This is a genomic window from Deinococcus phoenicis, from assembly GCF_000599865.1.
Classification (GTDB): domain Bacteria; phylum Deinococcota; class Deinococci; order Deinococcales; family Deinococcaceae; genus Deinococcus; species Deinococcus phoenicis.
On record NZ_JHAC01000066.1, the window covers coordinates 1 to 13,002 of the forward strand.

The 13,002-nt window shown below is 69.2% G+C and carries 9 protein-coding genes; 7 read left to right on the plus strand and 2 right to left on the minus strand.

The annotated features are described in order from the left end of the window. The first annotated feature begins 167 nt into the window (after positions 1-167). The 4 genes from DEIPH_RS15865 (at position 168) to DEIPH_RS15880 (ending at position 3,356) form a co-directional block, all read left to right on the plus strand. Positions 168-752 carry a DinB family protein gene (locus tag DEIPH_RS15865; RefSeq protein ID WP_034359977.1) on the plus strand — a complete coding sequence of 195 codons (585 nt, stop codon included), beginning with the start codon at positions 168-170 and terminating at the stop codon, positions 750-752. Between the two features lie 67 nt (positions 753-819). After that, the gene (locus DEIPH_RS15870; RefSeq protein WP_034359979.1) at positions 820-1,278 is read left to right on the plus strand and encodes a DUF488 domain-containing protein; all 459 of its coding nucleotides are present in this window, start codon (positions 820-822) and stop codon (positions 1,276-1,278) included. A gap of 102 nt (positions 1,279-1,380) precedes the next feature. Continuing rightward, complete coding sequence (locus DEIPH_RS15875; RefSeq protein ID WP_081790959.1) at positions 1,381-2,157, plus strand: SRPBCC family protein; 777 nt, start codon at positions 1,381-1,383, stop codon at positions 2,155-2,157. After that, a complete protein-coding gene (locus DEIPH_RS15880) occupies positions 2,154-3,356 on the plus strand; it encodes a zinc-dependent alcohol dehydrogenase (RefSeq protein WP_034359981.1) in 1,203 nt (400 codons plus the stop codon). The genes DEIPH_RS15875 and DEIPH_RS15880 overlap by 4 nt, the downstream gene beginning before the upstream one ends. A 452-nt stretch (positions 3,357-3,808) precedes the next feature. Here the strand turns inward: DEIPH_RS15880 and DEIPH_RS15885 are convergent, their stop codons facing one another. Then, positions 3,809-4,660, minus strand: coding sequence for a hypothetical protein (locus DEIPH_RS15885; RefSeq protein ID WP_152544990.1), 852 nt, complete (start codon positions 4,658-4,660; stop codon positions 3,809-3,811). Between the two features lie 125 nt (positions 4,661-4,785). On the opposite strand from DEIPH_RS15885, the gene DEIPH_RS15890 reads away from it, so the two are divergent. After that, positions 4,786-5,865 (plus strand): PilT/PilU family type 4a pilus ATPase, encoded by a 1,080-nt coding sequence (locus DEIPH_RS15890; protein ID WP_034359985.1) that lies wholly within the window; start codon positions 4,786-4,788, stop codon positions 5,863-5,865. Positions 5,866-6,061: 196 nt separating this feature from the next. On the opposite strand, the gene dnaE is transcribed toward DEIPH_RS15890, so the two are convergent. Then, positions 6,062-10,051, minus strand: a complete 3,990-nt coding sequence (dnaE, locus tag DEIPH_RS15895; protein ID WP_034359987.1) for a DNA polymerase III subunit alpha — start codon at positions 10,049-10,051, stop codon at positions 6,062-6,064. 101 nt (positions 10,052-10,152) lie between these two features. Between dnaE and cobA the strand changes: the two genes are divergently transcribed. Further along, positions 10,153-11,679, plus strand: a complete 1,527-nt coding sequence (gene cobA / locus DEIPH_RS15900; RefSeq protein WP_034359989.1) for a uroporphyrinogen-III C-methyltransferase — start codon at positions 10,153-10,155, stop codon at positions 11,677-11,679. A gap of 138 nt (positions 11,680-11,817) precedes the next feature. Beyond that, entirely contained in the window at positions 11,818-12,960 is a 1,143-nt protein-coding gene (locus DEIPH_RS15905; protein ID WP_235183270.1) for an HD-GYP domain-containing protein, read from the plus strand. Positions 12,961-13,002: the final 42 nt, after the last annotated feature.

Genomic DNA, 13,002 nt, shown 5'->3' on the forward strand with positions numbered 1-13,002 from the left:
GGGGGGCGCGGGGGCTGAGCCTCGGCCTGCCCGAGTACACGCTGACGCATCCGCTGATGCTGCTGGACGCCCTCCCCTGCCCCCCCGACTCGCGGGTGCGGCTGGTCGGCCTGCCGGGGGGCGTGACCGCACCGGAGAACCCCGGCGAAAGCGCTTAGACTGAGTCCATGACCAAGCGCAGCAAGGTATTCGTGCCCGCCGTCGTGACGGTGGCGACCGTCGGCGTGGCGGCCGGGGCCGCCTACGTGGCGAGGACCCGCAAGGACGACGTGAAAGAGTTTTTCGTCGCGCAGGTGCTGGAACGGCCCGTGGGGCGCATGAGTTACACGGACCTGGCGCAAGGCCTGGAACGCGGCGGCACCTTCCTCGCGCAGCGGGCCGCCCGCGCCGCCGACACGGACGCGAACCGGGCCGTCCTCACGCACATCATCGGCATCGAACGCTGGGGACAGAACCGGCTGCGGACCGCGCTGGGGCAGCGCAAGTTCGAGCGCGACGAGCATCATCCCTACAAGCCGGGGGCGGGCGCGACCCTGCGCGAGCTTCAGGACCTGCTCTCGCAGACGCGCGCGCAGACGGTGGACCTGGCCCGGCAACTGCACGCCGCGCCGCCGCAGGACGACCTGACGGTGGAACACAACGGCCTGGGACCGCTGACGCCCAAAGCCTGGTTGCGTTACCTGACCCAGCACGCCGACCTCGAAAGCCGCAGGCTGCGCGGGGCGAAGGACGTTCGCGCCCTGGGCGAATAAGGCGCCGGGGCCGGCAGAGAAGGAACCCGCCACGGTCTTCGCCGCCCCCACCCTCTACGCTGGGCGGATGACCCTCCCCGGCCTGCTGACTGTCGGCTATGAAGGCGCGGACCTGGACGCCTTTCTGGATACCCTCCACCGGCACGGCGTCACGCTGCTGGTGGATGTCCGCGAGCGCGCCCAGAGCCGCCGCCGGGGCTACAGCAAGACGGCGCTGAGGCTGGCCCTTGAGGAGCGCGGCATCGGCTACGTGCATCTGCGCGCGCTGGGCACGCCGCCCAGTCTGCGCAAGGAGTATCACCTCAGCCACGATGTTGCCCTGCTGGAACGCGGGTATCACGCACATCTCGCCACGCAGGGGGAGGCGCTGGAAGAACTTGGCCGGCTCGCCGCGCAGGAGCGGGCCTGCCTGCTGTGCTACGAGGCGAATCCTCAGGAATGCCACCGCGTCCTGACTGCCCGCCGTCTCCAGACACTCGGCCTGGTGGGCGAGGTCGAACACCTGCACGTCTCTGCCCGGCCTTGAGGTTCCCTTGAGGGCTGGCCCACACCGTGACCCATGCACCGTTCTGCCGGGAGTGGAGCAGGTCGAATGGGCCATGTTGACTTTGCGACGCCGGGGGCGGCCATGACCGCCCAGCCCACCACGCAGCCGTCCACCCCGAAGCCGTACCGGGACCACAGCACCGAGTCCCTTCTTTCGCCGGTCGAACGCGGCGTGATGGGCGTGCTGGGCCTGGGTGCCCTGGCGCTGAGCCTGCGCGGCGGGCCGGTCGAGCGCCTGCTGCTGGCCGCCGTCGGCGTGGGCTTCACCGGCATGGCGGCCACCGGGACCAACCCGCTGGCGACGGCCCTGAAGATTCGCCAGAACGAGGAAGGCGACACGCTGGTGAGTGACGCCGTGACCGTCGGGCAGCCCCCCGAGCGGCTGTACGCGATCTGGCGCGACCTGACGAACCTGCCGGGGCTGATGAAACACCTGGAATCGGTGCAGGTCCTCGACGAGCGCCGCTCGCGCTGGACGGTGAAGGGGCCAGCAGGCACGGCCGTCAGCTGGGACGCCGAACTCACCGCCGACGAGCCGGGCCGCCGCATCGCGTGGCGCTCGCTGCCGGGGGCCGCCATCGAGAACAGCGGCGAGGTGCTGTTCCGCCCCGCCCCCGGCGACCGGGGCACCGAGATCCGGGTCAACCTGGCCTACCACGCCCCCGGCGGCACGACCGGCGCGGTGATCGCCCGCATCGCCGGGCAGGAGCCGTCGCAGCAGCTGCGCGACGACCTGATGCGCTTCAAGCGTGAGCAGGAACTGGGCTTCGCACCCACGACCAAAGGCCAGAGCAGCGGGCGGGCCGAGAAGGACCCTGGGCAGGCACAGCAGCAGACCGGGCAAGGGGGACAGAAGTGAAGGCCATCATCTGGCAGGGCACCAACAAGGTGGGCGTCGAGCGCGTCCCCGATCCGACGCTGCTCCTTTCCACCGACGCCATCGTGCGGGTGACCTCCACCGCCATCTGCGGCTCGGACCTGCACCTGCTCGACGGGTACATCCCCAGCATGGAAAAGGGCGACATCCTCGGCCACGAGTTCATGGGCGAGATCGTGGAAGTGGGGAGGGACGTGAAGAACCTGAAGGTCGGCGACCGGGTGGTCGTGCCCTTCAACATCGCCTGTGGGGTCTGTGATCCCTGCCGCCGGGGCCTGTTCAGCGCCTGCGACAACACCAACCCGAACCACCGGATGGCCGAGGCGCTGTACGGCGCGGTCAGTGGCGGCGGCCTGTTCGGGTACTCGCACCTGTACGGCGGTTATGCGGGCGGTCAGGCCCAGTTCGTGCGGGTGCCGTTCGCGGACGTGGGGTGCTTCAAGATCGAGTCGGACCTGCGTGACGAGCAGGTGCTGTTCCTGACCGACATCTTCCCCACCGGGTACCAGGCCGCCGAGCAGTGCGGCATCATCCCGGGCCGCGACGTGGTCGCCGTGTTCGGGGCGGGGCCGGTCGGGCAGTTCGCCGCCCGCAGCGCGATGATGCTGGGGGCCGCCCACGTGATCGTGATCGACCGCGTGCCCGAACGCCTGAACATGGCCGAGGCCGCGGGCGCCCAGACCATCAACTACGAAAAAGAGGACGTGCTGGTCGCCCTGCGGGACGCCACCGGCGGGCGCGGCCCCGACCACGTGATCGACGCCGTCGGCCTGGAGGCACACGGGCACGGCCCCGGCGCGCTGATGGACACCGCCAAGCAGAAGGCCCGCCTGAACTTCGACCGCATCACGGCGCTGCGGTGGGCCATCCTGAGCTGTGCCAAGGGCGGGACCGTCAGCGTGCCCGGCGTGTACGGCGGCCTGGTGGACAAGCTGCCGATGGGCGCGGCCTTCGCCAAGGGCCTGACGTTCCGCATGGGCCAGACGCACACCCACCGCTACGTGCTGCCCTTGCTTGAACGCATTGAGGCGGGCCAGATCGACCCCACCTTCGTGATCACGCACCGCGCCTCGCTGGACGAGGCCCCGGAGCTGTACAAGACCTTCCGCGACAAGCACGACGGCTGCATCAAGGTCGTGCTGGACCCCTGGGGACAGCCCGGCCAGGTCCAGAGGGGCTGAGCGGACCGGTACAACGCGGACGCGAGCAGGAGAACAGACGGGTTCCGGGAGATGGATGGATTTCCGGCGCTGTCCCGGAAGGCAAGGAATCGGACGGAATCCGGATCACCCGACAGAGGGGCGGGCCAGGATGCCCGCCTCTTTCGCGGGTTCCAACTCACAGGCTCCTCTCCTACCCGCTTGCGCTGCGTCCCGCGAACCAACCGAGCGGACGGGCACAGCCCTGGAGGAGGGCGAGGAGCAAAAAGGTCCCGCTGGCGGCGGGGCAAGACCCCAGGGCGCTTTCCCGGATGTTCTGGAAGCAGAGCAAGTGGGTCTCATACGGTTGCCGTCCAATCCGTTATCCCATCGGGAGAGCGCCGATGGGATAACTCCATTCCCGGCAACCGCTTTGTTCCTCCTCGCTCCGCTCGGGTTGAACAGTTTTTGTAACTGTTCAACCGGAATTCGTATCAGCGCCCGGTGACCCGCTGCCACAGTTCGCTGATGCGGCCGCGCTGCGGGTCGAGCAGATGCGTGACCTGCTCGCCCAGGCTGGCCCACAGCCACAGTGCGCCGCCCGCCGCCAGACTGCCCAGCATGACGGCGGGCATCAGCAGGACCCCGTGCGCGGCCAGCACCTGCTCGACCGTACTCAGTATCTTCTCGGAGGGCGCGCGGGTGACCATCTGCACGGGCAGCAGGAACAGGCCGAGGCCCAGCAGCACGGCGGCCAGCGCCCGCAGCGGCCCGGAAGCGCCCCGGTAGAGGCTGTGGAGGCTGGGGGTCCGGGGTGCCTGTGCCATCTGGGTTGCCTGGGATGCCTGGGGGACCTGGGCCGTGGCCGCCCCCATCCAGCGGACCCAGCGGCCCAGCGCCGACCAGACCAGGGCCACCAGCGGCGCGACCAGCAGCAGCGCAAAAAGACCCGTAAAGGCCGAGTACACGCCGGGTTGCAGGTTGTGCCAGGGGCCGGGCGACGCCCAGTTCAGCCCCCGCTCGACGAAAAAGGCCAGCAGACTGCCCAGCAGCAGCAGGCGCAGTGCCCACGCGAACCCGCTGAAGACGCGCCGCGCCCCGGCCGCCCGCTGGGGCAGCGCCCGCAGCCAGGCCCACAGGCTGAACGACAGCCCGGCCCCGCACACGCCGGTCCCCAGCAGCAGCGCCTCGAACGCCGCGACCGTCAGGGCCGTGTCGTCCGGCCATTCCAGGTGGGGCAGGTAGGGCCACAGCGAGGCCAGGAGCGACAGCGAGAGCAGCGCCAGCCCGGCGGCCAATGCCCCGGCCAGCAGCAGCCCCAGGCCCTGAGACACAGAGGGTTTCATGTGGGACAAGCGTAGCAGGAGGCGCGGCCAGCTTCCGCCCCATCTCCCGCATCCTCCCCAGGTCCCGGCCGCACAGCACAGCCGTGCAGTAAAGCTGTAAGAGGCCGCTCTCTAGAGTGAGAGGCATGAGCGTCTTGCAGGCCTTACTGGGAGCCATGGTGAAATCGGGGGCCAGCGATATTCACCTGCGGGCCGGCAGTGCCCCCGCTGCCCGCGTGAACGGCGACATCGTGCGGTTCGGCGAGGACCGCCTGTTGCCCGGACACGTCGAGGACTTCGCCCGCGAGATGATGAGCCGCCCCGGCCTGTGGGAAGAATTCCTGACGCGCCGCGACGCCGACTTCGCCTACGGGGTGTCCGGCCTGGCCCGCTTCCGCGTGAATGCCTATTACCAGCGCGGCACACCCGCCCTGATTATGCGTGTGATCGAGGAAAAACCAATTCCCAGCTTCGCCGAGCTGGGCCTGCCTGCCGCCACCTTCGAGGCGCTGGCGGCGCACGAACGCGGGCTGGTGCTGGTGACCGGCCCCACCGGCTCGGGCAAGACCACCACGCTGGCGTCTATCATCGACCACATCAACGCGAGCAACCCCGTCAATATCGTGACCCTGGAAGACCCCATCGAGATTCTTCACCGGGACCGGCAGGCCCTGGTGTCGCAGCGCGAACTGGGCACCGATACGCTCAGCTTCGCGGCGGGCCTGCGCGCCTCCATGCGCCAGGACCCCGACGTGATCCTGATCGGCGAGATGCGGGACAAGGAGACGGTGGAAGCGGCCCTCTCCGCCGCGCAGACCGGCCACCTGGTCTTCTCGACGCTGCACACGCTGGACGCCATCCGCACCGTGAACCGCATCATCGACTTCTTCGCGCCGCACGAACGCGACCAGATTCGCCTGGGCCTCTCGGAAAGCTTGGTCGGCGTGGTCAGCCAGCGGCTGCTGCCGCGCAAGGGCGGGGGCCGGGTGCTGGGCATGGAGATCCTGCTGGGCACGCCCACTGTGCGCGACTGCGTCAAGGACGCGAACCGCACCGAGGAGATCAAGCAGGCGCTTCAGGAAGGCGGCCTGCGCGGAATGCACACCTTCGACCAGCACCTCGCCCAGCTCGTGCAGGACGGCCTGATGACCGAGGAGGACGCCATGCAGTCGGCCACCAGCCCCCATGAACTGAAGCTCACGCTGATGAGCCGGCAGTTCGCGTAAGGGGAGGGCCGTGCACCTGAGCGCCTCTCCCGCATACCGTTTCCCCAGAGGCAGCGGTCATGCCCGAACCATGACCCAGCTTTGCAGGAGGTGCAGGCTTTGACGGTCAGCCCAGGTCACACCCTCTGAAGGGCTGACCGGCCAGACCGCTGGGCAAGGCTTACCGGTACATGCTTGTCTCGTTACTCGATGTCACTTACGCCTGCATCCCACGCCCCTTGTTCATCCAGGCGGGCGGCTTGGGCGCGAAGCGGCTGAGGATGGTGCCCTGGTCATAGGCGAGGTAGGCGGCGGCCCAGGGGAAGGTACTGTTCAGGACCTTGATGGCCTGTGGGCTGCCCATGCCGTGGTCGAGCTGGTACACCACGAACTGCTCGGGGGTTTCTAGGCGCAGGTAGGTGGGCATCACCCCGGCGTGTTCGTCCAGCACGCTCTGGAACTCGCTCACCGCATCCGGGGTGGCCGTTTCCAGGTCGATGGTCACGTACATGACCTTGGGCACCTCGCCCAGTTGCTCCACGCTGACCACTTCTTCCGCGATGGCACGCAGGCCGCCGTCCTCGGATTCGAGTTCCACGATCACCAGGGCGGGCGTGTCGTTGACCAGCTTCTCCTGAATGCGGTCGTAGGCGCGCGAAAAGGCGACCAGTTCAGTCTGCCCCGACTCGTCGGCCAGGATGAAGCGGGCCATCATGCCGCCCGATTTGGTGGGCTTCTTGACCACGCTCTCGATCATGCCCGCCAGCACGGCCTTCACGCGCTTGCCGGGGGCGACGTTCTGCGTCTGGAACCAGGCGTCCAGATCCGAGATGCGGCAGCTCGCGGCCTCGCGCAGCCCCTCGTGCTGCTCCAGGGGATGGCCGCTGATATACAGGCCCAGGGCTTCTTTCTCGATGGCGAGGCGCTGGAGGTCGGTATAGGGTTCGATCCCCGGGCGCAGGGGCCGCTCCTGTTTGACCTCCTCGAAGCCGAACATCATGCTCATGCCGCTGGCGGCCTTGGCATTGATATCGGCGGCCCCGGCGGCGTCCTCCAGGGCGTCTTCCAGGCTGTGCATCAGCTGGTTGCGCTCGCCGAAGTGGTCGAAGGCCCCCGATTTGATGAGGCTTTCCATCGCCTTGCGGTTGCAGACCTTGTGGCCCAGGCGCGAGCAGAAGTCGGCCAGACTCTTGAAGGCCCCGGCCCGCTGGCGTTCTTCCAGGATACGCTGCACCGCCGCCTCGCCCAGCCCCTTGATCGCGTACAGGCCGAACAGGATTTCCTCGCCCTGCACCGCGAAGTCGGGGGCCGAGCGGTTGATGTCGGGCGGCAGCACCCGCACGTCCATCTTGCGGGCGTCACTGACGTACTCGGCCACCTTGTCGGAGTCGCGGCGTTCGACGGTGAGGAGGGCCGCCATGAACTCGACGGGGTAATTGGCTTTGAGCCACGCGGTCTGATAGGTGATGACGCCGTAAGCGGCACTATGACTCTTGTTGAAGCCGTAGTTCGCAAAGGCGTCCAGCAGATCAAAGAGTTTATTGCCCTCTTCCTTGGGCACCCCCTTCTTTTCGGCCCCCTCCACGAAAATCTGCCGCTGGCGTTTCATCTCCTCGGCGTCCTTCTTGCCCATCGCGCGGCGCAGCAGGTCCGCGCCGCCCAGCGAGAATCCGGCCACCTCGGAAGCGATCTGCATGATCTGTTCCTGATAGACGGGGATGCCGTAGGTTTCGGCCAGGATCTTTTCCAGCCACTGGGCCGAGGTCGGGAAGCCGTCCTTGACGTAATCCACCTCCTCGACGCCGTGGTGGCGGCGGACGTAGGTGGGAATGTTCTCCATCGGGCCGGGGCGGTAGAGCGCCGAGAGCGCGATGATGTCCGCCAGGCGGCGGGGCTTGAGGCGGCGGGAGGCGTCCGCGATGCCCGCGCCTTCGAGCTGGAAGACGCCCTTGGTGTCCCCGCGTGAGAGCAGCTCGAAGGTCTGCTCGTCGTCGAAGGGGATGGCGTCGAAATCGATCTCGATGTTCCGGGACTCGCGCATGATGCGTCTGGCCTCGTCCAGAAAGCTGAGGGTGCGCAGGCCCAGGAAGTCCATCTTGATCAGGCCGATGTCCTCCACGGCCTTCATGTCGTACTGGCAGACCATGCCCTCGCCGGAGGTGTCGCGCATGACCGGCACCAGATCGGTGAGCTGCGTCTTGCCGATCACCACCCCCGCCGCGTGGACCGAAGCGTGGCGGGTCAGGCCCTCCAGCTTCTGCGCGAACTCGTAGGCTTCGAGAAGTTGCCCATCTTCCGCGAGCATCTGCTGGATGTCGGGCACCGATTCGCGCGCCTGTTCCAGCGAGTAGCTCTTGCCGAACTTGATGGGGATCAGCTTGGAAACCTTGTCCACCTTGGCGTATTCCAGGCCCATCACGCGCGCCACGTCCTTGAGGCACGCCTTGCTCGCCATCGTCCCGAAGGTGGCGATCTGGGCCACCTTGTCGTCGCCGTACTTCTGCTGCACGTACTGGATCACTTCGCCCCGGCGCGCATCGTTGAAGTCGATGTCGAAGTCGGGCATCGAGATCCGGTCGGGGTTCAGGAAGCGCTCGAACAGCAGCTCGAATTCCAGCGGATCGAGGTTGGTGATGCGGATCGCGTAGGCCACGAGGCTGCCTGCACCCGACCCACGCCCCGGCCCCACGCTGATGTCCTGGTCCTTGGCCCAGTTGATGTAGTCCGCGACAATCAGGAAGTAATCGGGAAAGCCCATGTTGTTGATGACGCTGAGTTCGTACTCGGCGCGGCGCAGGACGGTCAGGGCGTGGCGGTGGTGGGCGCGGGTGGTTTCCTCGTCGGCGGCGGCGGGGTCGAGTTCGATGCTAGTGTCGCTGTCCTTCTGACTGGCCCGGCGGCAGTCCTCGTGCGCGTAGGCGGGGAGCGTTCCCGCCCCGGCCTCCGCTTCCATGCCTTCCAGCGCTGGGTACGGGGTGTACTTCTCCCCCGCCGCCTTGCCGCGCGCCTCCCACTCCGACCCCAGGAAGGCGAGCAGGGTAAACAGCGTTTCCAGGTCGCAGGTCTGGGCGTCGCAGCCCTGCACGCGGGCCAGCACCCGGGTCCGGTCCTCCGCGCCCAGCGCCTCCAGCGAACGCACGGCGTAGTCCCGCAGCAGGCTCTCGGTGGCGTGCGCCGGGTAGCGCTTCACCGTGCCCCGGTACGTCTGCACGCGCAGTTCCTCGGCCATCGTGCGGCCTTCCGGAATGGGCAGGGCGGGCATCTGGTACACGCGCTTCTTGCCCACCGGCAAGTCCACGTTGCATATCTCGGCGATGCGGGCGGTGTTGTCGAAGGGTTCTTCACCCCACTCGGCCACCGGCAGCGCGGCCTGCATCTCCTCGAGGTTCTTGACGTAGAACTCGTCGCAGGGGAACTTGAAGCGGTTCTCGTCGGCCAGGGTGGCCTTGGTCTGGATGGCGAGCAGCGTCTCGTGCGCGGTGGCGTCGGTCTTCTTGACGTAGTGGCCGTCGTTCGTCGCCACCATACCAATGCCGAGTTCCTGCGCCCAGGCCTTCAGGATGGGGTTGTTCTTCTTCTGCTCGGGCAGGCCGTGGTCCTGAATCTCGATGAAGTAGTTCTCGCCGAAGAGGTCGCGGTACCACAGCAGGCGCTGTCTGGCGTCGTCCTCGCGGCCTTGCAGCAGCAATTGCTGCACTTCCGACCCCAGGCAGCCGGAAAAGGCGATCACACCTTTGTGGTGTTCCTGAAGCAGTTCGTGGTCGATGCGGGGCTTGTAGTAGTAGCCCTCGGTGTAGCCGCGCGAACTCAGGCGGCAGAGGTTCTGGTAGCCCTCGAAATCGCGGGCCAGCAGCGTCAGGTGGAAGATGCCCTTTTCACCGTCCTGGCCGCGCGTGCGGTCGCGCCGGGTGCCCTGCCCCGGCACCACGTAGGCCTCGTAGCCCAGGATCGGCTTGACGCCCATGCTGGCCGCATAGTTGTAGAAGTGGACCGCGCCGTGCATGTTGCCGTGGTCGGTCATGGCGAGCGCCGGGGCGCAGCCTTCGGGCGTGACCTCCTTGGCCCATTTGAGCAGGTCCTTCAGCTTGGCCGCCCCGTCGAGCAGGCTGTACTGGGTGTGCTGGTGCAGGTGGGCAAAGCGCTTCGGCGCGCAGCAGGAGCCGTCCGGCAGGTGAAGATGAGGCTGGGGTGCATCGGCGGCGGTCATGCCCCGAGCATAAGGCGGAGGGGGGAAGCAGGTCAGTGGCGAAAGGGCTTGACGCCTGCCGCCCCGCATTTGTCCCCGCCGCCGCCCGCTAGCCTGTGGGCATGACTGCCGACGCTTCCCCCTCCCCCTCCCGCGCGTTCGTGTCCCTGATCGGGGCGGGGCCGGGCGATCCGGGCCTGCTGACCCTCCGGGGGGCCGGGGCACTCCAGAACGCCGACGTGGTGCTGTTCGACTACCTCGCAAATCCCGAACTGCTGCGCTTCTGCCCGCAGGCCGAGACGATCTACGTGGGCAAGAAGGGCTTTTCGGAATACATCTCCCAGGCGCAGATCAACGCGCTGATCGTGCAAAAGGCGCAGGAGAACGGAGGGCAGCGGGTGGCGCGGCTCAAGGGCGGCGACGTGTTCGTGTTCGGGCGCGGCAGCGAGGAGGCGGCGGCCTGCGTGGAGGCCGGCGTGCCCTTCGAGATCGTGTCCGGCGTGACCAGCGCCGTCGCTGCGCCCGCCTACGCCGGGATTCCGGTGACGCACCGCGAGGCCGCGCGGAGTTTCGCCGTGCTGACCGGCAACACGCAGGAAGGCGGCGCGCACTACGAGCGGCTTTCGGGCGTGGACACGCTGGTGCTCCTGATGGGGGTGCGGAATCTGGACCAGATCAGCGCCGACCTGATCGCGGCGGGCCGTGACCCGCAGACGCCCGCCGCGACCGTGCAGTGGGGGACCACCCCGCAGCAGCGGGTGGCGACGGGCACCCTCGCCACCATCGCGGAGCGGGTGCGGGAAGCCGGACTCGAAGCCCCCGCCGTGACCATTGTGGGCGAGGTCGTGCGCCTGCGGGACACGCTGCGCTGGTTCGACACCTCGCAGGAGTTCGGCGGTGCCCTGGCGGGCCGCACGGTCGCCGTGACCCGCACGCGGGAGGGGGCGAGCGCCCTCTCGGACGTGCTGCGGGCGCGCGGCGCGAGTGTGCTGGAGGTGCCCCTGATCCGCTTTGCCCCCACCGGGGCCGAGGCGGCCCTGCACGCCCGGCTGCGCGACCTGGGCGGCGTGTCCTGGCTGCTCCTGACCAGCAATCAGGCGGTCACGGCGCTGTTCACGCACCTCGACCACCTGGGCCTGGACGCGCGGCACCTGGCGGGGGTGAGGGTCGCGGCGGTCGGCCCCAGCACGGCCCGCAGCCTCGCGGAGCGCGGCGTGCGCGCGGACTTCGTGCCCGGCACGCCCGGCGCGCGGCACCTGGGCGCGGAGCTGCCCGCCCGGCCCGGTGACGTGGCCCTGCACCTCACCAGCCAGGTCGCGGAGGATGAGCTGGCGCGCGGCCTGGAAGCGCGCGGCGTGCGCTACGAGCGGGCGGAGCTGTACCGCACCGAACCCGCCCAGCCCACCGAACACGTGGTGGAGCGGCTGCGCGGCGCCGATGTGGTCACGCTGGCCTCCGGCAGCGCCGCCCGGCACCTCGCCGCGCTCGCGGGGACGGACTTCGCGGTCGCCGCGATGGGGCCGCAGACCGCCGACGCCGCCCGCGCCGCCGGGTTCACCCGCGTCACGGTCGCGCCGGCGGCGACGCTGGAGGCCCTGGCCGACGCCGCCGCCCAGGCGATCCGGGGAGGGGCGGCGGCCACACCCTGAAGGTCACATCCTGAACCGGGTTCAAACGGCCTTCCCCCGGTCGGCTTCCGGATAGGCAAGAGCGGGGCGGACATGTCACGCTGCGGGCATGTGGCCCGCGCCCCTCCCCTCCCCCCTCTGTCCAGGCCCGGGGACGCCGTGAAGGAGGACACCCAGGCTGATCTGGCGGCCCTGCTGGAACTCAGCCAGGTGCTGCTGGGGGCGCAGTCTGCCGCCGAGGTCGAGGAGGGCCTGACCCGGCTCAGCGTGAAGCTGCTGGGGGCACGTTACGCGCTGTTCCTGCGCTACCGCCGGGAACAGGACGTGCTGCGGGTCACGACGCAGGCCGGCGAATATGCCGCCGAGCTGGGGGTGGTGCTGAGCCGTGGGCGCGGCCTGTCCTGGCGCGCGGCCCTGGCGCCGGCCCCCGTGCTGCATGTCCACCGGGACGCCCTGCCTGCCGGGGCGATCCTGCTGCCCGGCTCGCCCACGCAGTCCGCGCTCTATGCGCCGCTCCGGACACCGGGCGGACGGCTGCTGGGGGTGCTGACCGCCGGACGGATCGCGCCGGACTTCACCGTGCGTGACGAGACGCTGCTGGCGACCTTCGCCAACGCCGGAACCGTCGCCCTGGAACGCATCTACCAGGCGGCCCGCGCCGCCGCGACCCGTGAGGGCGTCCTGCTGGCGATGGGCCTCGCGCTGGAGGCCCGCGACTACGAGACGCAGGGCCACACCGGGCGCACGGTGGCGCTGGCCGAGCAACTGGGCTGCGCCCTGGAGCTGGAGGAGGAGAGCCTGGACGTGCTGCGGCAGGGCGCCTACCTGCACGATATCGGCAAGCTCAGCGTGCCCGACCGCGTGCTGCTCAAGCCCGGCCCCCTGGACGCTGACGAGCGGGCGCTGATGCAGGACCACGTCGTGACCGGCGAGGCGCTGGTGCAGCGCGTGCCGACCATCCCTCCCGGGGCGCTGGCCGTGATCCGCTCCCACCACGAACGCTGGGACGGTCAGGGCTACCCCGACGGGCTGCACGGTGAGGCCATCCCGCTCCTCGCCCGCGTCTTTGCGGTGGTGGACGTGTTCGACGCCCTCACGCACGCGCGGCCCTACCACGCGGCCCGCAGCGTCCCCGAGGCGCTGGCCCTGCTTCGCGCGGAGGCCGGACGCCACTTCGACCCCCGGGTGGTCACCGCCTTCCTGGGCCTGTTCAGGGAACCGGCGGGCACCGGCACCGGGGCCGGACAGGAACGGCAGCGGGGCCGGCACACGCGCCCGCCCTTCATAAAAATGCCGTCCTGACCGATGTTTCTTACCGTTCAGTCGGGGACGTGCGCCCCGGCG